This window comes from Mycobacterium sp. E802 (genome assembly GCF_001666875.1).
Classification (GTDB): Bacteria; Actinomycetota; Actinomycetes; order Mycobacteriales; family Mycobacteriaceae; genus Mycobacterium.
This window is the reverse complement of sequence record NZ_LZJD01000077.1, coordinates 1-21296: the sequence shown is the minus strand read 5'-3', so window position 1 is coordinate 21296 and position 21296 is coordinate 1. Positions and strand designations below refer to the sequence as shown.

22 protein-coding genes and 1 pseudogene are annotated in these 21296 nt (G+C 67.6%); 15 read left to right on the top strand and 8 right to left on the bottom strand.

What is annotated here, in order from left to right:
* Window positions 1–11: 11 nt before the first annotated feature.
* Genes A5699_RS11290 through A5699_RS11280 form a run of 3 tightly spaced genes read left to right on the top strand, consistent with a single transcriptional unit; the run spans window position 12 to window position 3789 of the window.
* Entirely contained in the window at window positions 12–1298 is a 1287-nt protein-coding gene (locus tag A5699_RS11290; RefSeq protein ID WP_067769211.1) for a bifunctional glycosyltransferase family 2/GtrA family protein, read from the top strand.
* Entirely contained in the window at window positions 1295–3253 is a 1959-nt protein-coding gene (locus tag A5699_RS11285; protein WP_067769209.1) for a glycosyltransferase family 39 protein, read from the top strand. Before A5699_RS11290 ends, A5699_RS11285 begins: the two co-directional genes overlap by 4 nt.
* Window positions 3254–3297: 44 nt before the next feature.
* On the top strand, window positions 3298–3789 hold the full coding sequence (locus A5699_RS11280) for a carbonic anhydrase (RefSeq protein WP_067769207.1): 492 nt from the start codon (window positions 3298–3300) through the stop codon (window positions 3787–3789).
* On the opposite strand, the gene A5699_RS11275 is transcribed toward A5699_RS11280, so the two are convergent.
* Window positions 3786–4355 (bottom strand): TetR/AcrR family transcriptional regulator, encoded by a 570-nt coding sequence (locus A5699_RS11275; RefSeq protein ID WP_067769205.1) that lies wholly within the window; start codon window positions 4353–4355, stop codon window positions 3786–3788. The genes A5699_RS11280 and A5699_RS11275 overlap by 4 nt on opposite strands.
* A 73-nt stretch (window positions 4356–4428) precedes the next feature.
* Between A5699_RS11275 and A5699_RS11270 the strand changes: the two genes are divergently transcribed.
* The 6 genes from A5699_RS11270 (at window position 4429) to A5699_RS11245 (ending at window position 11598) form a co-directional block, all read left to right on the top strand.
* Entirely contained in the window at window positions 4429–5544 is a 1116-nt protein-coding gene (locus A5699_RS11270; RefSeq protein ID WP_067769202.1) for a hypothetical protein, read from the top strand.
* Window positions 5538–6554, top strand: a complete 1017-nt coding sequence (locus A5699_RS11265; protein ID WP_067769200.1) for a phosphotransferase family protein — start codon at window positions 5538–5540, stop codon at window positions 6552–6554. The genes A5699_RS11270 and A5699_RS11265 overlap by 7 nt, the downstream gene beginning before the upstream one ends.
* 78 nt (window positions 6555–6632) lie before the next feature.
* Window positions 6633–7967, top strand: coding sequence for an MFS transporter (locus A5699_RS11260; protein ID WP_067769198.1), 1335 nt, complete (start codon window positions 6633–6635; stop codon window positions 7965–7967).
* A 114-nt stretch (window positions 7968–8081) separates the two neighbouring features.
* The gene (cysD, locus tag A5699_RS11255; protein ID WP_067769196.1) at window positions 8082–9014 is read left to right on the top strand and encodes a sulfate adenylyltransferase subunit CysD; all 933 of its coding nucleotides are present in this window, start codon (window positions 8082–8084) and stop codon (window positions 9012–9014) included.
* Window positions 9014–10858 carry a sulfate adenylyltransferase subunit CysN gene (gene cysN / locus A5699_RS11250; protein WP_067769194.1) on the top strand — a complete coding sequence of 615 codons (1845 nt, stop codon included), beginning with the start codon at window positions 9014–9016 and terminating at the stop codon, window positions 10856–10858. Before cysD ends, cysN begins: the two co-directional genes overlap by 1 nt.
* Entirely contained in the window at window positions 10855–11598 is a 744-nt protein-coding gene (locus A5699_RS11245; RefSeq protein WP_067769192.1) for a 3'(2'),5'-bisphosphate nucleotidase CysQ, read from the top strand. Before cysN ends, A5699_RS11245 begins: the two co-directional genes overlap by 4 nt.
* 132 nt (window positions 11599–11730) lie before the next feature.
* Here A5699_RS11245 and A5699_RS29080 read toward each other — a convergent pair whose 3' ends face one another.
* Window positions 11731–11874: a hypothetical protein gene (locus A5699_RS29080; protein WP_157561201.1), complete on the bottom strand. Its 144-nt coding sequence runs from the start codon at window positions 11872–11874 to the stop codon at window positions 11731–11733.
* A 110-nt stretch (window positions 11875–11984) separates the two neighbouring features.
* Here A5699_RS29080 and A5699_RS11240 point away from each other — a divergent pair, with 110 nt between their 5' ends.
* Complete coding sequence (locus A5699_RS11240; protein ID WP_067769253.1) at window positions 11985–12455, top strand: RrF2 family transcriptional regulator; 471 nt, start codon at window positions 11985–11987, stop codon at window positions 12453–12455.
* Here A5699_RS11240 and A5699_RS11235 read toward each other — a convergent pair.
* Together A5699_RS11235 and A5699_RS11230 are read right to left on the bottom strand one after the other, a co-directional pair.
* Window positions 12452–13714, bottom strand: coding sequence for an HNH endonuclease signature motif containing protein (locus A5699_RS11235; RefSeq protein ID WP_067769190.1), 1263 nt, complete (start codon window positions 13712–13714; stop codon window positions 12452–12454). The genes A5699_RS11240 and A5699_RS11235 overlap by 4 nt on opposite strands.
* A 55-nt stretch (window positions 13715–13769) precedes the next feature.
* Window positions 13770–14153, bottom strand: coding sequence for a VOC family protein (locus A5699_RS11230; RefSeq protein ID WP_067769188.1), 384 nt, complete (start codon window positions 14151–14153; stop codon window positions 13770–13772).
* 47 nt (window positions 14154–14200) lie between these two features.
* Between A5699_RS11230 and A5699_RS11225 the strand changes: the two are divergent.
* Both A5699_RS11225 and A5699_RS11220 read left to right on the top strand, forming a co-directional pair.
* Window positions 14201–14733, top strand: a pseudogene (locus tag A5699_RS11225) (GNAT family N-acetyltransferase).
* Window positions 14733–15758, top strand: a complete 1026-nt coding sequence (locus A5699_RS11220) for a nitronate monooxygenase (protein ID WP_067769186.1) — start codon at window positions 14733–14735, stop codon at window positions 15756–15758. The pseudogene A5699_RS11225 and the gene A5699_RS11220 overlap by 1 nt, the downstream one beginning before the upstream one ends.
* An 18-nt stretch (window positions 15759–15776) precedes the next feature.
* Here A5699_RS11220 and A5699_RS11215 read toward each other — a convergent pair whose 3' ends face one another.
* From A5699_RS11215 to A5699_RS11200, 4 genes are all read right to left on the bottom strand, one after another.
* Entirely contained in the window at window positions 15777–16661 is an 885-nt protein-coding gene (locus A5699_RS11215) for a DUF4097 family beta strand repeat-containing protein (protein ID WP_067769184.1), read from the bottom strand.
* Window positions 16662–16693: 32 nt separating this feature from the next.
* Entirely contained in the window at window positions 16694–17338 is a 645-nt protein-coding gene (locus tag A5699_RS11210; protein ID WP_067769182.1) for a response regulator transcription factor, read from the bottom strand.
* Window positions 17326–18624: a sensor histidine kinase gene (locus A5699_RS11205; RefSeq protein ID WP_067769180.1), complete on the bottom strand. Its 1299-nt coding sequence runs from the start codon at window positions 18622–18624 to the stop codon at window positions 17326–17328. Before A5699_RS11205 ends, A5699_RS11210 begins: the two co-directional genes overlap by 13 nt.
* Before the next feature lie 90 nt (window positions 18625–18714).
* Window positions 18715–19128 carry a VOC family protein gene (locus tag A5699_RS11200; protein ID WP_067769178.1) on the bottom strand — a complete coding sequence of 138 codons (414 nt, stop codon included), beginning with the start codon at window positions 19126–19128 and terminating at the stop codon, window positions 18715–18717.
* Window positions 19129–19179: 51 nt separating this feature from the next.
* Here A5699_RS11200 and A5699_RS11195 point away from each other — a divergent pair, with 51 nt between their 5' ends.
* The 3 genes from A5699_RS11195 to A5699_RS11185 all read left to right on the top strand — a co-directional run.
* Window positions 19180–20061, top strand: a complete 882-nt coding sequence (locus A5699_RS11195) for an LLM class flavin-dependent oxidoreductase (RefSeq protein WP_067769176.1) — start codon at window positions 19180–19182, stop codon at window positions 20059–20061.
* 392 nt (window positions 20062–20453) lie between these two features.
* Window positions 20454–20825, top strand: a complete 372-nt coding sequence (locus A5699_RS11190; RefSeq protein WP_067769174.1) for a hypothetical protein — start codon at window positions 20454–20456, stop codon at window positions 20823–20825.
* Between the two features lie 140 nt (window positions 20826–20965).
* Window positions 20966–21296: LLM class flavin-dependent oxidoreductase (locus A5699_RS11185; RefSeq protein ID WP_157561198.1), on the top strand; the 331-nt coding region annotated here is incomplete at its 3' end.

Here is a 21296-nt window from a genome sequence, read left to right as displayed (position 1 = left end):
ACGATGAAGTCATGACAACCTTGGTCCAAGAGCCCGAGCAGCGGTTCCAGTTCGCCTCGCGGCCGAACGCCGCGGCCCTCGCGCGGGCCGCCGGAGTGCCCGTGCTCGACGTCGTCGTCCCGGTGTACAACGAGCAAGCCGCACTGGCACATTCGGTGCGACGGTTGCACTGCTACCTCCGAGAGAATTTCGCCCTCCCGGCTCGCATCACCATCGCCGACAATGCCAGCACCGACGACACGCCGCGGATCGCCGCCGAACTGGCCGACGAACTCGACGACGTGCGGGTGGTCCGGTTGGAGGAGAAGGGTCGAGGCCGCGCCCTGCATGCGGTCTGGTCCACCTCGGACGCCCCGGTGCTGGCCTACATGGACGTCGACCTGTCCACCGATCTGGCCGCACTGGCCCCGCTCGTGGCGCCCCTGATCTCGGGACACTCCGACCTGGCCATCGGGACCCGGTTGGGCCGTGGCTCGCGGGTGGTCCGCGGGGCCAAGCGGGAGTTCATCTCACGGTGCTACAACCTGATCCTCAAATCGACTCTGGCGGCCCGCTTTTCGGATGCGCAGTGCGGGTTCAAGGCAATCCGTGCCGACGTCGCGCAGCGGCTGCTACCTCACGTCGCCGACACCGGATGGTTTTTCGACACCGAACTGCTGGTGCTGGCCGAACGCAGCGGCCTGCGAATCCACGAAGTGCCGGTGGACTGGGTGGACGATCCGGACAGCCGGGTCGACATCGTCGCCACCGCGACCGCCGATCTCAAAGGCATCGGCCGGTTGCTGCGCGGCTTCGCCAACGGCTCGATCCCGGTGAACACCATCGCCGCCCAGCTCGGATCGTCGCGTAAGTCCGCCGCCCCGAGTTCGTTGCTGCGCCAGGTGGTGCGTTTCGGGGCGGTCGGGGTGGTCTCCACGCTGGCCTACCTGTTGCTGTTCATCGCACTTCGGGCCGGTCTCGGTGCGCAGGCGGCCAACCTGGTCGCCCTGCTGGTGACGGCAGTCGGAAACACGGCGGCCAATCGGCGGTTCACCTTCGGCATCGCCGGAGCGGGCAACGTCACCCGGCATCACCTCGAGGGGCTCACGGTCTTCGCGATTGCGCTGGCCATCACCAGCGGATCGCTCGGGCTCCTGCATCTCGTGGCGCCCGTCCCGCACCGAGGTGTCGAACTCGCCGTCCTGGTGGCGGCAAACCTACTGGCCACGCTGGTGCGCTTCGTCCTGTTGCGGGGATGGGTATTCCATCCGGCGCGCACCCGACGCGGCACCGCACTGAACGGGAAGACAGGGATATGACAACCACCGTCGACGCGGCACCCGACGCCGCGGAATCCTCCGCAACCGCCCCGAACACCGTGACTGCGCGGTGGGTCCGGCCGTCCTATTGGGCGCTGCTGGCCGGCACCGCGGTGCTCTACCTGTGGGCGCTGGGCTCGTCGGGCTGGGCCAACAGTTACTACGCCGCGGCCGCCCAGGCCGGCACCCAGTCCTGGAAGGCCTGGCTGTTCGGCTCGCTGGATGCCGGCAACGCCATCACAGTGGACAAACCGCCTGCCGCGATGTGGGCCATGGGCTTGTCGGGACGGCTGTTCGGGTTCAACGAGTTCACCATGCTGTTGCCGCAGGCCCTGATGGGTGTGGGTGCGGTGGCCCTGCTTTATGCCACCGTGCGGCGCACCAGCGGAGCCGGGGCCGCCCTGATCGCCGGGTCGGCGCTGGCGCTGACGCCGGTGGCGGCCTCGATGTTCCGCTACAACAATCCCGATGCACTGTTGGTGCTGCTGCTCGTGCTGGCCGCCTACTTCATGGTGCGCGCCGTCGGCGCGGTGTCGGTGCGGGCGAGCACCGGATGGGTGGCGTTGGCCGGCTGCGCACTCGGTTTCGGGTTCCTGACCAAGATGCTGCAGGCCTTCCTGATCGTGCCGGGGCTGGCCCTGATGTTTCTGGTCGCCGCGCCCGCGGCCAGTGTGTGGAAACGGTTGGGCACCTTGCTGATCGGGGCCGCCGCGATGATCGTCTCGTCGGGTTGGTACATCGCACTGGTGGCATTGTGGCCGGCCGGCTCCCGGCCCTACATCGCCGGATCGACCGACAACAGCCTCCTGCAACTGGCCTTCGGGTACAACGGCTTACAACGCATCCTGGGACAGAACGGGCCGGGACCCGGTGGGCCCGGCCCCGGCCCGGGTGGACCCGGTCACGGTCCCGGCCGCGGCGCCAACCTGATGTTCGGCGGTGATCCGGGCATCGGCCGGATGTTCGGACTGTCCATGGGCACCGAGGTGTCGTGGTTGTTGCCCGCCGCGCTGATCGGTTTGGTGGCCGCGTTGTGGTTGACCCGCCGTAGCGCGCGGACCGCCGGTCTGCGGGCCGGCCTGCTGATGTGGGGCGGTTGGATGCTGGTCACGGCTGCGGTGTTCAGCTTCATGGACGGGATCATCCATCCCTATTACACCGTGGCGCTGGCGCCTGCCGTGGCAGCATTGGTGGGCATATCGGTGTCCGAATTGTGGCGCCGGCGCACAGGATTGGCGGCTCGGCTGGTCCTGGCGGTGATGCTGGCCGCCACCGGTGGCTGGGCGTTCGTGTTGCTGAACCGGACCCCGGACTGGCTGCCCGCGCTGCGCTGGATCGTGCTGATCGGTGCGGTGCTGACCGCGGTGGCACTGGTGCTCGCGGTCCACCGGCCGGGCAAATGGCCCGTGGCGGTGGCCCTGGCCGCTGTGCTCTTCGGCTTCGGTGCGACCGCGGCCTACACCATCGAGACCGTGGCGAAGGTGCACGGCGGTGGGCCCATGGCCACTTCGGGTCCGAACCGGGACTCCGGTTTCGGCGGACCAGGTGGACCGGGTGGGCCGGGTGGACCGGGTGGGCCGCCGCCTGGCTTCGGCCGAGCCGATGACCCGGCCCTGGCCGCGCTGATCGCCGGTGCCGACGGTCGTTGGGCCGCAGCGAGTGTGGGCTCGATGATGGTCAGCGACCTCGAACTCAAGACGGGGGAGTCGCTGATGGCGATCGGCGGATTCACCGGCAGCGACAACTCGCCGACATTGGCGCGGTTCCAGCAATACGTCGCCGACGGTCAGGTGCGGTACTTCCTGGACCGGCCCGAAGGCGGACGCGGCGGACCACCCCGCGAGGCCCGCGGCAGCGCCGGCCAGATCACCGCGTGGGTGAAGGAAAACTTCACCAAGACGATGGTCGGTGACACCCCGGTGTACGACCTGCGGGCACCGCTGAACTCAGCGTGATTCTGCTGCTGGCCCTCTCGTCTGCGCTTCGCTAGCGTCGGTTCATGTCTGTCACCGATCAGTACCTGGCCAACAACGAGGCCTACGCGAAGAGCTTCACCGGTCCGTTGCCGATGCCGCCGAGCAAGCACGTCGCAGTGGTGGCCTGCATGGACGCCCGCTTGGACGTGTACCGCATTCTCGGCCTGGGCGACGGTGAGGCACACGTCATCCGCAACGCCGGCGGCGTCATCACCGACGACGAGATCCGCTCACTGGCCATCAGTCAGCGGCTGCTGGGGACCAAGGAGATCATCCTGATCCACCACACCGACTGCGGCATGCTGACGTTCACCGATGACGGGTTCAAGCAGCAGATCCAGGACGACACCGGGATCAAGCCACAGTGGGCGGCCGAGGCGTTCGTCGACCTCGAGGAGGACGTGCGTCAGTCGTTGCGCCGGATCGAGGCCAGCCCGTTCGTCACCAGGCATGAATCGTTGCGCGGCTTCATCTTCGACGTCGCGACCGGCAGGCTCAACGAGGTCGCGCTCTAGAAATCGGCGCGGGCCAGGGCGGTCAACGCGTCGGCGGTGCGATCGCAGAACGCCTCCCGGTCGGCCAGGCCGCGCGTCATGGCCCGCACCACGGTGCTGGCCACCAGGAAATCGAACACCGCGTCCGCGCGGGCACCGTCACCGTCGAGCACGTCGACCATCAGGGCGCGCACGTCGTTCTCCGAGCGCAGCACCAACCGCTCGTAGCTCGTCTCGTCGAGGTGATAGGCGGCCAGCAGGCCGGGTAGGGCGGCCCGGGTGACCGGATTGGCCAGCCAGTCCAGGAACATCGCGACCCAGCCGCGAAGGTCGGTGCGCAGATCGCCGGTGGGGGCGGGGATCGGGATGGTCTCCGCGTGACCGAATGCGGCGTCTTCCACCAGCGCTTCCTTGGTCGGCCACCGCCGGTAGATGGTGGGTGCGCCCACTCCGGCCCGACGGGCCACCGCCAGCACCGTGGTGCCCTGATAGCCGGCCTCGACCAGCAACTCGCGCACAGCGGTCAGCACGGCGGCGTCCTTGGCCGGATCGCGGGGGCGCCCGGGTGCGGGGCCGGAACTGGTCACGACAAAAACCTACCGCTAGCGGGCGACACCTGTTACGTTACGACTCGTAACGTAATTACGGGAAGGATCGCCGATGCTCACCCCGCACGACGAATTGCTGTGCCACCAGCTGCCGACCACGTTCGACCATGTCTCCCAATCGGATCTGCGATGGACCGAACGCATCGTGATGTACGGCTTCGACCGCTCCGGGGAGATCAACGTGATGACCGGGCTGGCCCGCTATCCCAACTGCAATGTCACCGACGCCTACGCGATGATCACCACCGGCGACGGCAAGGCTCGGGTGGTGCGGATGTCCACGGAGCTCCATCCGGAATCCGGCGCGCTGGGCACCTATCGCGTCGGGCCGTTCACCTACCGCATCGAGGAACCGTTGCGCACCGTGCGGGCCGTCCTGGAACCGAACGAGCAGGGTGTCAGCCTGGACCTGCGGCTGCGCGGGCAGTTCCCGGCGTACGAACAGACCGCGGCATTCCACCGCAGCCGCGGCCGCGTCAACGAGGACGCCCGCCGGTTCTATCAGAACGGTGATCTGGAGGGCTGGATCGAGATCGACGGGCAGCGCATCGACATCGACTCCTCGCGTTGGTGGTTCGGCCGCGACCACTCCTGGGGTATCCGCAACGGACCCGGTGGCGGCAGCCTGCCCGAGGGTGCCAACCTGCAACCGCCGGAGATTCCCGACGGCGTTCTCTATTACATGGGGATCTTCGAATTCGACGACGAGCTGGTGCATTTCGCGCAACGCGAGACCAGCACCGGGGCACGCTGGCAGTTCGAGGGCGAGGTCCTCTATCCGCTACGCACCGGCCGCGTGGCCGACGGCATCATCGACGTCGAGCACGACTTGACGTTCCGCGACGATCTGCGCGTGATCAGTGGCGGCACGTTCACCGTGCACCGCGCCGACCGGACCACCAACACCATCGAGGTCACGCCGATCACCGATTTCTGGCCCGGGCTGGCCGGCTACGAGGAGGTCAACGGGTATGCCTCCGGACATTGGCGCGGAACGGATTTCATCGACGGATTCACCGCCGACATCACCGATCTCGACGTGGTCCGCCCGGTCAGCTTCCTGTCCGAGACGCTGTGCGAGGTCAAGATGGGAGATAAAACCGGACACGGCCTGGTCGAGATGGTGTTCGTCGGGGCCTATCCGCGATACGGATACACCGGATGGTGAGGCCGCCTGCCGACGACCTCCCGGCTGCCTTCGAAGCCATTGCCCGGCAACGGATTCCCGAGGCGTCCCGCGCCACGGTGGTCAACTGGACCCCGAGCCCGGCCGGGTTCTCCACCGAGACCTTCCTGTGCGATCTGCACGATCTGGACGACGGCAGCCGCCTGAGGCTGGTGTTCCGCCGGCCACCGGAATTCCAGATCCTGCCGGACTATGACCTGCGCCGGCAGTACCTGGTGATGGATCGCCTTGCGGCGTCACCGGTTCCGGTGCCTCGTGTTCGTTGGATCGACGCGGACGGCGAGGCGCTGGGTACCCAGTACCTGGTGATGGACCGCATCGACGACGTCGTCGGCGTCAGCGACATGCCGCCCTACCATCAGGCCGGCATCTTCGCCGAGACCGACGACGCCGGCCGCGCCAGGCTGTGGAACGGCTGCGTCGACATGATTGCGGCGGTACACCGCCTCGACCCGCAGCAGTACCGCCTCGGGTTCCTCGGTGACCCAACACCAGCTGCGCTCACGGAGTTCCTGCGCTACGCCATCGGCTGGGCCTACGGCGACAAGCCGATCCACCCGGTCTTCACCAAGGCGCTGAACTGGCTTCAGGCCCACGACTACACGCCGGAGCGGATCGGGCTGTGCTGGGGCGACGCCCGGATGTCGAACGTGCTGTACCGCCCGGACCTCACCCCGGCCGCGGCACTGGACTGGGAGATCGCCTACCTCGGCGACCCGGCCGCCGACCTCGCCTGGCTGTTGATGACCGACTGGATCAGCAGCCCGCTGCCCGACAACGCGTCGGCGCCCGGCACCCCGAGTCGGGCTGAAACCATCGACCGTTACGAGCATGCGGTGGGGCATCGGATCGGCAACATCGCGTTCGGCGACGTCACCGCCCCGCTTTTGCTGGCGGTCGCGATGGTCCGGCTCAACCGCCGGTTCGACATCCCCGGGATGGACCTGGCCGATGTCTGCGCCCGCCGCCTCGAGGTCGTGCTCGGCAGCTGACCCTGGCCGCGGGGCTGAACTAGATTGCCCCCGATGCGCTCGATTCCGGTAGCCGAGAACCCACCGTTCCCACGCGGTATGGCGCTGGTGGTCGCCGGTGCGCTGTTCATGGAGATTCTCGACGCCACGATCATCGCGCCGACCATCCCGCTGATCGCCGCGTCGTTCGGCGTCGCGGCGATCGACGTCAACGTGGCGATCTCGGCGTACCTGGTCACGGTTGCGGTGCTGATCCCGGCGACCGGGTGGCTGGCCGACCGGTTCGGCACCCGGCGGGTGTTTCTCGGCGCGATCGTGGTGTTCACGGTCGCCTCGGTCGGCTGCGCGCTGAGCACATCGCTGCCAATGCTCGTGCTCATGCGGGTGTTGCAGGGGATGGGCGGGGCCATGATGGTGCCGGTCGGGCGGCTGGCGGTGCTGCGCCACAGCAGCAAGTCCGATCTGGTGCGGGCGATCGCACTGCTGACCTGGCCGGCCTTGACCGCACCGGTGCTGGCGCCGGTGCTGGGCGGGGCGATCGCGACGCTGGGCAGCTGGCGGTGGATCTTCGCGATCAACATTCCGATCGGCCTGATCGGAATTGCCTTCGCGCTCAAATACGTTCACGGCGGCCCGCAATCCCAGGCCCGATCGCTGGACTGGCCGGGGCTGCTGCTACTCGGCTCGGGGATAGCTGGAGCCCTGATCGCCCTGGAGCACATCCGGGTTTCCGGGACGCAGTGGGCACTGGTCGCCGGGTGCGGTGCCGCGGCGGTACTCCTGCTCGGCGCGGCGCTCTGGCGACTGCTCACCGCGCCGGCGCCGCTGATGCAGCTACGGGTGCTCCGCGTGCACACCCTGGGAATCACCGTGCTGGCCGGATCGCTCTACCGCATGGTGATCACCGCGGTGCCGTTCCTGCTGCCGCTGCAGTTCCAGCTGGAGTTCGGCTGGACTCCACTGGCCGCGGGGGTCATGGTGGCCGCCCTGTTCGCCGGCAATCTGACCATCAAACCGGCCACCACGCCGCTGATGCGCCGGTTCGGCATCCGCGGTGTTCTGTTGGTCAACGGGGTGGCCTCGGTGGGGTGTTTCGGCCTGCTGGCCGCTCTGCGTCCCGGGCTGCCGGTGGTGGTGATGGCCGTTGTGCTGTATCTCAGCGGCGCGCTGCGATCGATCGGCTTCACCGCGTACAACAGCCTGGCGTTCTCCGATGTCGACGGTGACGAGTTGACGCACGCCAACACGCTCAACGCCTCGGTTCAGGAATTGGCGGCCGGACTCGGCGTCGCCGTGGCGGCACTGCTGCTCGGCCAGCTCACCTCATATTCGTGGACGTACCTGGTGCTGGGGGCGTTGCTGGCGCTGACCCTGATCGCCACCGTGCGACTGCCGCATCGGGCGGCGGCCCACGTCAGCGGGCACCGAGGCTGAAGTATCCGGCCTCGACATCGGGCTGGCTCGGCATTGACACCGCGTCGCCGGGGCGGATAGATTCCGGACTATGCTTGCAATTCTGGCCATTCCTACCAACTTAATGGGGAAGCGATGACCACCGCGCAAAAGTCAGACGCCGGCCGCGCCGGGCACTACGAGCTGAGCCACCTGCGGTCGCTGGAGGCCGAGGCCATCCACATCATCCGTGAGGTCGCCGCGGAGTTCGAGAAGCCGGTGCTGCTGTTCTCCGGCGGCAAGGACTCGATCGTCATGCTGCACCTGGCGGTCAAGGCGTTCGCGCCGGGCCGGCTGCCGTTCCCGGTCATGCACGTCGACACCGGCCACAACTTCGACGAGGTCTACCAGGCTCGCGACGAGCTCGTCGAGCACTACGGTGCGCGCCTGGTCGTCGCCAAGGTGCAGGACGACATCGATGCCGGCCGCGTGGTGGAGACCATCCCGTCGCGCAACCCGATCCAGACCGTCACCCTGCTGCGCGGCATCCGGGAGAACAAGTTCGACGCCGCCTTCGGTGGGGCCCGGCGCGACGAGGAGAAGGCCCGCGCCAAGGAGCGCGTGTTCTCCTTCCGCGATGAGTTCGGTCAGTGGGATCCCAAGGCGCAGCGCCCCGAACTGTGGAACCTGTACAACGGGCGGCATCACAAGGGCGAGCACATCCGGGCCTTCCCGATCTCCAACTGGACCGAGTTCGACATCTGGTCCTACATCGGCGCCGAGAAGATCAAGCTGCCCTCCATCTACTACGCGCACCAGCGCAAGGTTTTCGAGCGCGACGGCATGCTGCTGGCGGTGCACAAGTACATGCAGCCCCGTAAGGATGAACCGGTGATCGAGAAGACCGTGCGATTCCGCACCGTCGGTGACGTGACCTGCACCGGCTGCGTCGAATCAACGGCCGCAACGGTTTCCGAGGTCATCGCCGAGACCGCGGTGTCCCGGCTCACCGAGCGCGGCGCCACCCGCGCCGACGACCGGATCTCCGAGGCCGGCATGGAAGATCGCAAGCGCGAGGGGTATTTCTGATGAGCACACTGCTTCGCATTGCCACGGCGGGTTCCGTCGACGACGGCAAGTCCACGCTGATCGGCCGGTTGCTGTTCGACTCCAAGGCCGTCATGGAGGATCAGCTGGCCGCCGTCGAGCGGACCTCCAAGGAACGCGGTCACGACTACACCGACCTGGCTCTGGTCACCGACGGCCTGCGCGCCGAGCGGGAACAGGGCATCACGATCGACGTGGCCTACCGCTATTTCGCCACGGCCAAGCGGAAATTCATCATCGCCGACACCCCGGGGCACATCCAGTACACCCGCAACATGGTGACCGGAGCCTCCACCGCACAGCTGGTCATCGTGCTCGTCGATGCGCGCCACGGCCTGCTCGAGCAGTCGCGCCGCCACGCATTCCTGGCCTCGCTGCTCGGCATCCAGCACATCGTGCTGGCCGTGAACAAGATGGACCTGATCGACTGGGACCAGGAACGTTTCGAGGCGATCCGCGACGAGTTCCACGCATTCGCCGCCCGGTTGGACGTGCACGACGTGACGACGATCCCGCTGTCGGCTCTCAACGGCGACAACGTGGTGACCAAATCCGATGTCACGCCCTGGTACGAGGGGCCGTCGCTGCTGAGTCATCTCGAAGACGTCTACATCGCCGGTGACCGCAACCTGGTCGACGTGCGTTTTCCGGTGCAGTACGTAATCCGGCCGCAGACCCACGAGCACGCCGACCACCGCAGCTACGCCGGCACCGTCGCCAGCGGCGTGCTGCGCGCCGGTGACGACGTGATCGTGCTGCCGGCCGGAAAGCCGACCCGCATCACCGAGATCCACGGCCCCAGCGGCGTCGTCGAAGAGGCCTTCCCGCCGATGGCTGTGTCGATCAGCCTGTCCGACGACATCGACATCTCGCGCGGCGACATGATCGCCCGGCCCAACAACCAGCCCCGGATCACCCAGGAGTTCGACGCCACGGTGTGCTGGATGGCCGACGAATCCTCGCTGGAACCCGGCCGCGAGTACCTGATCAAGCACACCACCCGGACCACCCGGGCCAGGGTCACTGGCCTGGATTACCGGCTGGACGTCAACAGCCTGCACCGGGACAAATCGGCCAGCGCGCTCAAACTCAATGAGCTGGGCCGTATTTCACTGCGGACGCAGAGCCCGTTGCTGCTCGACGAGTACAGCCGCAATGCGGCCACCGGCTCGTTCATCCTGATCGACCCCAACACCAACGGCACCGTGGGTGCGGGCATGGTGTTGCGCGACACCCGCAACGAGTCGGCCAGCCCTAACACGGTGCGCCACGCGTCGCTGGTCTCGGCGGGCGAGCGGCTCAGCCGCGGCCGCACCGTGTGGTTCACCGGCCTGTCCGGCTCGGGCAAGTCCTCGGTGGCGGTGCTGGTGGAGCAGAAGCTGATCGAAAAAGGTTTCCCCGCTTACGTTCTGGACGGAGACAACCTGCGACACGGACTCAACGCCGATCTGGGCTTCTCGATGGCCGACCGGGCCGAGAACCAGCGCAGGCTCGCCCACATCGCCGCGATCCTCGCCGATTCCGGGCAGATCGTTCTGGTGCCGGCGATCAGCCCGCTCGAAGAGCACCGCGCGCTGGCGCGGCAGGTGACCACCGACGCGGGCCTGGACTTCTTCGAGGTGTTCTGTGATACCCCGCTGGAAGACTGCGAACGTCGCGACCCCAAGGGCCTGTACGCCAAGGCCCGCGCCGGTGAGATCACGCACTTCACCGGAATCGACAGCCCGTACCAGCGACCGAAGAACCCGGATCTGCGGCTCACGCCCGAACGCAGCACCGATGAACTGGCCGACATGGTGATCGAGCTGTTGGGATTGCCGGGGTGAACGATCACGAGCTCGCCGCCCGGCTCGCCACCAAGGCCGGGGATCTGCTGCTCGATGTCCGTGCCGACTTCGCCGACGCGCCAGCTGCCGAGCGAAAAGCCGCCGGAGACAAGCAGTCCCACGAGTTCCTGATGGCCGAACTGGCGAGGCTGGTTCCTGGTGACTCGGTGTTGTCCGAGGAGGCAACGGCCGATGAGCGGTCGGACCCGGCCCGGTTGAGCGCCGAGCGGGTCTGGATCGTCGACCCGCTCGACGGCACCCGCGAGTTCTCCGAACTCGGCCGCGACGATTGGGCCGTGCACGTGGCGCTGTGGCAGGCCGCGGAACTCGTGGCCGGGGCGGTCGCACTGCCGGCACAGAACACCACGCTGTCCACCCCCGAGGTGGCCGCGCCGCGGCCCTTCGACGGTCCGCCACGGGTCGTGGTGTCGCGTACCCGCCCGCCCGCCGTCGCGTTGGCGGTGCGCGAGGCGCTCGACGGAACTCTGGTGGAAATGGGTTCGGCGGGCGCCAAAGTCGCGGCGGTGATCCGTGGAGTGGCCGATGTGTACGTGCACGCCGGTGGTCAGTACGAATGGGATTCGGCCGCACCCGTGGCGGTGGCGCGGGCGGCCGGCCTGCACACCTCGCGCATCGACGGCTCTGCGCTGGTCTACAACTCGGCGGACCCGACCCTGCCCGATCTGATCGTGTGCCGTCCCGAACTGGCCGACCGGGTACTGGCGGTCACCGCGGGATAGGTCTCCCGGATCGCTGCCTACACCGGTGGTTTCGGCATGTCCGGTGGCGGCTCGTCGCCGACGCCGGGGCAGGCGACGATCAGATCGTGGCCGATGGTCATCGAGTCCTGGAGCCCGCCGACGTAATCGCGATCAGGGAAACCATTCGGCGGGGCACTCGGACTTGGGACGCTCGGTGTGGTAGCTCCACACGACCATCGGAGCCGCGATGAGGGCCGCGATGGGCAGCAGAATCACGAACGTGAACTTGGCCTTGGACCAATCCCGGACCGCCATGGTCGGAGCTTATGTCGGGGCTCATGTCGGGGCTCATGTCGGGGCTCGTGCCCGGGCGGCATCAAACCGCGTCCGGGCCGGCGATTGTCGAGCTGGCAGAATCTGAGGGCATGCGGATGTCGGCGAAGGCGGAGTATGCCGTCCGCGCCATGGTTCAGCTCGCCACGGTTGCCGACGGTGAGCTGGTCAAAACCGATGACCTGGCCAAGGCACAAGGTATCCCGGCGCAGTTTCTCGTCGACATCCTCTCGGCATTGCGTACCGATCGACTGGTCCGCAGCCATCGCGGCCGCGACGGTGGTTACGAGCTGGCGCGCCCGGCCGGCGAGATCAGCATTGCCGACGTATTGCGTTGTATCGACGGACCGCTGGCCAGCGTGCGCGATATCGGGTTGGGCGACCTGCCGTATTCGGGCCCGACGGCCGCGCTGACCGATGTCTGGCGGGCCCTGCGGGCCAGCATGCGCTCGGTGTTGGAGGAAACCAGCCTGGCCGACGTGGCGGCCGGCGCCCTGCCTGGTCACGTCGACACGTTGGCAAATGCGTACCGCGATCAGGAACACGAGCGCGGGCACCGTTAGTTGGCGGTCGGTGGTGGTGGTTCGAAGGGTTGGTACCACCACCAGTCGGCCCGTTCCCCGGTGGGCCCGCGGTACGGCGGTACTGCCGGTGCCGGCGTGGTGGGTGGACGGGCCAGCGACCGGGAGTGCAGTTCGCGGCCGCGGTCATCGGTGACGCGGAGTTGATCGGCGGGGCCGGTGATGGTGATCAGGCCGTGGTGATGGGCCCGGTGATGGTAGGGACACACCAGCACCAGATTCCACAGTTCGGTCGGGCCACCGTTCTCCCAATGTTGAATGTGGTGAGCATGTAAGCCGCGGGTGGCCCCGCAGCCGGGGACCACACAGCAGCGGTCACGATGCTCCAAGGCGCGGCGTAGCCGTCGGCTGATGGTGCGCGTCGTGCGGCCGGCACCGATCGGCTGGCCATGGCGTTGCAACCACACCTCACAGGTGGCATCGCAGAGCAGGTATTGGCGTTCCTCATCGGTCAGCAGCGGACCCAGGTGCAGCCAGGCAAAGGGCTTGTCGGCATCGGCATGAACGATGACGCTGGTGTGCTGCCCGTGCGGGCGGGCGGCCACCTCGGTGTCCCAGCCGGCGGTGATCAGACTCATGAACGCATCGACATTGTTGGGAAACGGCGGCGCGGAATCCGAGATCACCTCGCCGGTGTCGGTGTCGATCTCGTGGTTGCGTTTCCAGTCGGCGACGAGCGCATCGTGGTGTGCGGCCCGGGCGGCATCGAATTTCGCCGCTTCCACGCGGGGCAGCCGGATCCTGTAGGTGGTGTAGCCGTCCTCGCCCTCGGTTCGGGTGAACGACCGCTGCGGTTCGGGTTTCGGCGTCGGTTCGGGGTGCGGTTCGAGTTTGACCGCGGTGCGCAGCTGGCTCACGGTGGCGTTCTCGGCCAGTTCCAGATGATGCTCATCAGAACCGGCCGCCGCGCCCTTGGCCAGCACCCCGACCTGATCCAGCGACAGCCGACCTTCGCGCAGCGCCTCGGTGCAGCGGGGGAATTCGGATGAGCGGCGGGCCACCGCGGTCAGCGTGTCGGCGTTGGCCGGTGAGATACCGGTTTTCCACGCCACCAACGCGGGGATCGACCGGGCTCCGGTGATCCCGCCCAACTCGTCGCGATCGATCTCGGCCACGATGTCCACGATGCGCCCGTCGATGGCATTGCGCTGTCCACAAAGCTGGGACAACTCGTCGAACAACACCTCGAGACGCTCACGGGGCGGGACCCGCTCGTCCGAAGAAGCTGTCACCGAGGACATGACGCCATCATCACACCGACCACCGACAAAAAATCGCGCCGCGACGCCGAGCTCGTCAGCCCCCGTACGGCCGGGTGATGATCTCCAAGGCATGGCCGGAGGGATCGCGGAAGTACACCCCGCGGCCGCCGTCGTGGTGGTTGATCTCGCCGGGGTGCTGACCGTGCGGGTCGGCCCAGTGCTGGATGCCCCGCTGTTCGATCTTGCCGTAGATCGCGTCGAACTCATCCTCGGAGATCAGGAATGCGTAATGCTGTACCGCGATCTCGGCATCTGGCGGCGCCTGGGCGTAGTCCAGGCTGACCCCGTGATTGAGCGTCACGGCGAGAAACGGCCCGAACTCCTGGGCATCCGGCAGTCCGAACAACTCGGTGAAGAAGTCGGCGGAGGCCTGCCGATCCTTGGCGGCGACGATGGTGTGGTTGAACGTGATGGCCATATCGGTCCAGTAAACCGCTGGACGCGCGGTACCGGCAACGGTGCAGGATGGGGGACATGCCCAGCCCTCAGATTCTGGCCGGCCCACGGGTGCGGTTGCGCCCGCCGGTCGTCGAGGACGCGGAGGCTCTGTACGCCGAGATCGCCTCCGACGGCGAGGTGACGCGGTATCTGTCCTGGCGACCGCATTCGGGGGTGGCCGAAACACGTCGCGTCATCACCACATTGTTCAACGTCGGTGACGAGTTGACCTGGCTGGTCGAGATCGATGGCGACGTGCGGGGCTGTGCGCCTTCCGGCGCCTACAGCCGTACTCGGTGGAGGTCGGCTACTGCTTGGCCCGGTCGTGGTGGGGGCGTGGCCTGATGTCGGAAGCAGTTTCGTTGATGTTGGCCGAGGTACAGGCCGACCCGACGGTGTACCGGGTGTCGGCCTACTGCCATGTGGACAACGCCGGCTCGGCCGCGGTGCTGCGGCGGTGTGGTTTGTCACTGGAGGGAAGGCTGGCGCGCTACGGGATGTTTCCCAATCTGAGTGACGAGCCCCAGGACGTGTTGTTGTTCGGAAAGGCGGTGCGGTGATGGGCACATTCGATATTCGTGGGCTGCGGCATCCGGTGATCGTGGCGCCGATGGCCGGTGGGCCCTCGACACCGGAACTGGCCGCCGCCGGTAGCGCTGCGGGTGGCCTCGGATTCGTTGCGGCAGGGTATCTGAGCGCCGACACGCTGGCTGACCGGATCACCGCCGCACGCGGTTTGACCACCGAGCCGCTGGGGGTGAATCTCTTTGCGCCCCAACCCAGTGCGGGGACACCCGAGCAGATCGAGGCCTACGCTGCAGACTTGGCCGCAGAAGCCCGACGTTACGGGGTGGCGCTCGGCGAACCCCGTTACGACGACGATGGGTGGGCCGCCAAACTCGACGTGGTGCTCGACCTGCGTCCCGAGGTCGTGTCATTCACGTTCGGTTTGCCGAGCGAGGCGGAGATCGCCCGGTTGCGCGGCGCGGGCATCACCACGGTCGGCACCGTGACGACGGTGGACGAGGCTCGCCTGGCGGTGAGCCGCGGGCTCGATTCACTTGTCGTACAGGGCCCCGCAGCCGGCGGCCACCGCGGGACGTTCGACCCGGCCGCGGCCCCGGCGAGCCAACCGCTGGACGAGCTGTTGGCCCAGGTGCTGGCGGCCGTCGAGGTGCCGGTCGGAGCGGCCGGGGGATTGATCAGCGCCGACGATGTCGCAGGTGTCCTGGCGGCCGGTGCTGCGGCGGCGCAACTGGGCACCGCCTTTCTGCTGGCTGACGAATCGGGCAGCAGCCCGGTGCACCGTGCGGCGTTGCAGAGTCCGGAGTTCACCGAAACCGTGGTCACCCGAAGCTTTTCCGGCCGCTATGCCCGTGGGTTGCGCAACCGCTTCGTCATCGAGCACGACGCGCAGGCCCCGCTGGGCTATCCCGAGATCCATTACCTCACCAGCCCGGTGCGCAAGGCCTCCGTGGCAGCCGGGGATCCGCAGGCCACCAACGTCTGGGCCGGCACCGGCTGGCGCAGCGCCCGCACCGGGTCGGTGGCCGAGATCATCGCCGCCCTGACCCCGAACCGCTGACCCCGGACCTTGAGCAGCTCACCGCTCGGCTGGGTTCACCCGCTCCACCACGACATCGCCGTCATTGGAGCGTGCGGTGACCTCGGCGACCGCCGTGGCGGGGTCCGTCGTCTCCGAAACCCGCACCTGTGTCGAAGAATCGGACTGGGCGTGCACCAGATACGGTCCGCGCTCGGGCAGCCCGATCACCACGTCACCGTTGCGGCTGACGGCATCGACCCGCCGGGGTGCGGCTTCGCGAAAGTCCACGGCGATGTCGCCGTCGGAGGTGGTGGCACTGAACTGCTCGGTGACGGCGACGGGGGTGCGCGAGACGATATCGCCGTTCACCGTGTGGATCTCGACACGGCGGGCCGCGCCGTCGAGGATGATCGCGCCTTCGTCGGTGCGAGCGATCAACTCGTCGACATCGGCATGCGAGAACAACGCACCGATCTCCTGTTCGGTGTGCACGCTCAATCGCCTGGCCTGCTCCGGTGGCAGAGCAATCGTGATCTCACCGCCGCGGGCCCATTCCAGCACCGGAGACGGTGTGCCTTCGATCGAGATACGGGTCTCGTCACCGTCGGTGGTGGTCTGGAGCCGGTGCTCGCCGCTGCGGGCGGTGTTCACCAGACGCAAATCCGCAGTGGCCGACCGAGTTTCGCGGTCCGCGCTGATACGGATGGCGATCGGGATGCGGTCCGTGTCGATCACCAGCGATCGCATCGTGGTGGGCAGGGCGCGGTGATCGGTGACGACACGGACGTTGCTGACGCCCCAGGCCGCCACGCCGAGCGCCGCTACGGTGCCGGCCACCAAGAGGACGGTTACGGCGATCAGGGTCACGCGGAACGCGGTGCGCCCACCGGGACTCAACTGTGGCGGCGGGTTGACCGGCGGCGGGGTGGCGATGGTGGTCACGATGAAGGTCCTTCCCGGTACGGATGTTCGGTCTAGGTCTCGAGATAGCGCAGCACCGCCAGCACGCGGCGGTTCTCGCTCTCGTCAGGAGCGAGATCGAATTTCGTGAAGATCGAGGCGATGTGCTTTTCGGCCGAGCCGATCGAGATGTGCAGCGCGGTGGCGATCGCCGAGTTGGTCTTGCCCTCGGCCATCAGCTGCACGACCTCACGCTCGCGAGGGGTGAGCTGGTCCAGGGCGCTGCGTTTGGCCGAACGTACCAAGATCTGTGACACCACCTCGGGATCGAGCACCGTGCCCCCGCTGCCGACCACCTCCACGGCGTCGAGGAACGCCGGCACGTCGGCCACGCGGTCTTTCAGGAGGTAGCCGAAACCTTTTGTGTCCGAGGCGATCAAGTCGGCGGCATATCGCTCTTCGACGTAGTGTGACAACACCAGCACGGGGGATTCCGGGTTCTGGCTGCGCAGCAGGGCCGCGGCGCGGATGCCCTCGTCGGTGAAGGTCGGGGGCATCCGGACGTCGAGGATGGCCAGGTCGGGGCGATGTTCGTTGACCAGGCGCAGCAGATCGGTGGCGTCTGGGACACCGGCCACCACCTCGTGCCCGGCGTCGGCCAGGATCCGCTCGATGCCGGCCCGCAACAGTGCCGAGTCCTCGGCGATTATGACGCGCATGGCAGCACCGCCGTGACGATCGTCGGGCCCGTCGCGGGGCTTGACACCTCGAAGGTCCCGCCGGCGGCGCGGACGCGTTCATCGAGCCCACGCAGGCCGGTGGCGTTGTCACCGGTGTCGACGGCCGCGCCGCCCCGACCGTCGTCGAACACCGAGACGTGCAGCACGTCGGCGGCCTCGTCGAACCGGACGGTGACCACCGCCTGTGCGGCCGCGGCGTGTTTGGCGACGTTGGTCAACGCCTCGGCGACCACGAAGTACGCCACCGATTCCACTTCGTCGGGCAACCGGCGGGGCAGGTCGATGTGCAATGTGGTTGGCACCCCCGAGGTTTCGGACCGCTGCACGACCGCCGACAGCGCGGCGTCCAGACCGCGGTCCGACAGGATGGTGGGGGCGATGCCGCGTACCACGTTGCGCAGTTCGACGAGAGCACTCTTGGCCTCGTCATGGGCCTCGGCGATCAGCGCCTTGGCCGCCGGTGGATCAGAGTCGAGCTTTGTCTGCGCCAACCCGATCGTCATCGCCAGGGAAACCAGCCGCGGTTGCACGCTGTCATGAAGATCGCGCTCGATGCGGTGTCGTTCGGTCTGTGCCGAGGACACCGCGCCTTGGCGCGCGTCGGCGAGTGCGCTCACCTGGTGCTGCAGCGCAGCGGTCGGCGACGGCGCCAACAGCCATCGGTCGATCGCGGCGTCCACGGCCGGGGCGAACACCACGATGGCCGCCGCGGCGACGATGGCCACGAGCGCCAGCAGCCACGCGATCGGCGGTGAGACGAAGCTCAACCCGGCATCCACATCGCTCTGGCGGATCGCCACGGAGGTGGCCGGCGCGGCGAACGCGAACACCAGCAACGCCAACGCGACGCCGGTGGCCAGCATGTCGTAAAGCATGCGCAGGTAGTGGTGGCAGACGCCTTTCCAGAACCGGGCGCCGCTGATGTCGAGCCACAGCTGATGCGCCCAGCCCTGAAAACCGTCGTGCGGCGACAGGCGGCGCGGGGGGATGCCGATCCCCAGACCGAAGACCGCCTCGCTGCGGATGCGCTCGAACCACTCGACGCCGCGCATCAGATAGACGAACACGACCGCGGCGAGCAGAAATCCGATCACCGAGGGAATCGAGGAGACCCCGATGACCATGATGGACAACGGGATCCAGAACCACACCAGCGCCACCGCGGCACCGGTGATCATCGACGCGGTCGGGACCACGCCGAGGTGGCGCGTCCTCGGCGCCGGCGGTGCGGGGGCGGGCAGGGCGGTTTCGCTCATTGCGACCATGCCTTCAACCTACGAAGTTGCGCGCTCCGGCGACACAGCGTTTACCCGAGAACCAGGCGGGGGTTTACCCCCGGTGTTTCCTGGCGCACGTTATTTCGGTGCGGTGAGCTCCAACGCGATCCTGTCCGGGTCGCGGAACTCCAGGATGTAGGAGGGTCCGATGTCCTTGACGGGTTCGTGCGCGATACCCAGATCGTCGAGATGCTGTGCGGCATCGTTGAGTTCCTGGAGGCTTTTGAGCCGGAAGGCCAAGTGATCCAGCCCGGTTCGGTTCTCGTCGAAGTCATCGCGGCCGACGGGGCGCAGGCCGATCAAGGTTCCTCCGGCGTCGTAGATCACGCCACCGAACAGGAAGCTCAACCGGTTGCGGGTGGTGGCATCGGCGTCGTGCGGCAGCTCGATGAGAACAGGCCAGCCGAAGACGCTTTCGTAGAACTGCCGGGACCGCTCGATGTCGGTGACCGTGAGCCGCACATGCGCGACCGAGGATGTGGTGATGGCCATGGCTTCATGCTGCCACCTCGACGTGCCAGAATCTTTTGCGTGCGTGTGGGAATGACGATGCCGGTCATGGAACCTCGGTTGGATGCGACGACGCTGCGGTCCTGGGCGCACCTCATCGACGGCGGTCCGTTCTCGTCGCTGTGCTGGGGTGAACGCATTGCGTTCGACAACCCCGACAGCCTGACCCTGTTGGGTGCCCTGGCGGCGTGGACTGACCGGGTGCGGCTGGTCACCACCGTGATCGTGCCTCAGCTGCACGATCCCGTGCTGCTGGCAAAAGGCCTGGCCACCGGCGATCTGCTCAGCGGCGGGCGGTTGACGGTCGGCATCGGTGTCGGCGGCCGCCACGAGGACTATCACGCAGTCGGAGCCGATCCGGCCTCCCAGACGCGCCGTGGCATGGCCGAGCGGGTGGCGGTGATGAAGCGGGTGTGGGCCGGTGAGAAGGTCACCGAATCGGTGCTTCCGGTCGGGCCGCCACCGGTGCAGGCCGGCGGTCCGCCCCTGCACGTCGGCACGATCGGTCCCAAGACCGTGCGCGACGCGGCCGCGTGGGCCGACGGGGTGGCCGGCACGACCCTGGATCTGGATCTGACCCGTCAAGCCGAACTGTTCGACATCGCCCGCACCGCCTGGGCCGAGGCCGGTAAACCCAAGCCGCACCTGGCCACGTCGTTCTGGTTCGCGCTCGGCGAACCGGAGGCGGCCCGTGCCCAGGTGCACCGTCACCTGCGTCGGTACATGAACTGGATTCCGGCCGAGTACGTCGATGCGATGGCGCCGATGACCGGCTGGGCGGGTAGCGAAGAGCAACTGGTCGAGGTACTCGGCAAGTTCGAGGACATCGGCACCGACGAGGTGCACCTGATCCCGACCAGCTCCGACATCGACCAGTTGCGTCGGGTGGCCGAGGTGGTGAAGGTCTTCGGCTAGGCGTGCCGGTCGTCGACATCCAGCAAAAAGTGATCAAGATCATGCCAGCACGTACGGCGTTGTCTGGATCTCTCGGGCAACAGGCGTCGGAAGCGTCGATCGGTAGGCCGGTATCCGCGGCGGGCTCGCCGGCCCGACGGCTGAGAACGTCCTGTTACCAGGCCCAGTAGCAGTTGGTGGGTTAGCTGTTCACCCGGTGGTTGTCCACTGTTCGGCTTCGGCGGACGGGCTGTCTCAGCACGCAGGTGCGCGGTGGCGGGTGGCACCGAGCCGCGCCCGCTACAGCAAACCCCACCAGGGGTGGGACGAAGTCGGCGGGCAGCCCAGTTTCGGTCTAGCGTGTGCCTGGGCTCGTCGTCAGACGGCACCGGTACAACACAGTTGGGGACATCATGATCCAGAAGAGTTTGATCGCCACCACCCTTGCCGCGGGCGCCGTCGGTGCCGCGCTGGCGCTGTCCGCGCCGGCCTCGGCCGATTCGAAGGGCAACAGCACCGTCGGGTGCTCGCCGTGTGACCGGGTGTCCTCGGCGATCACTGATGCCGTCACCGACGCCGCCACGGGCGCCGTCACCGGTGATGTGGCTCTGCCCGAAAGTCCCATCGTGGACAAGTGGACGAACTTTCCGGGTGAGACGGCGGAGAAGTGGACCGGCTTCCCGGGCAAGACGGCGGAGAAGTGGGCGACGTTCCCCGGCAAGACGGCCGAGAAGTGGGGAGGCTTCCCGGGCAAGGTCCTCAAGAAGTGGACCGGCCTGGGCTGATTCCCGGCCGCACGGTCGCCTGCACCCTGACCAGCTGAGGGAATTAGCTGGAATTTCGGTGATCGTAACTGTTCTCGCGAGCGCAGCTCACCCTTTGAAATGGACGCGGCCCGATCCACCGATCAAAGGAGCTCGCCCCCATGGCTGCGCCCGCGAGGCAGTTGCACCTCAGCGCATTCCTGCGCAACATCGGCCAGCACGAGGCGGCCTGGCGGCTGCCGGAAACCGATCTGTCGGGCGTCACCGACATCGGGCACTACATCGAGCTGGCCCGCATCGCCGAGCGCGGCCGGTTTGACGCCGTCTTCTTCGCCGACCATCCGGTACTCAAGGGGCAGACCGAGTTTCGCCCGTTCGACGCCCTCGACCCGGTCACCCTCGTGGCAGCGCTGTCCGGAGCCACCACCAATGTGGGGCTGATCGCCACGGCGTCAACCACCTACAACGACCCGTATGGTCTGGCGCGGCGGT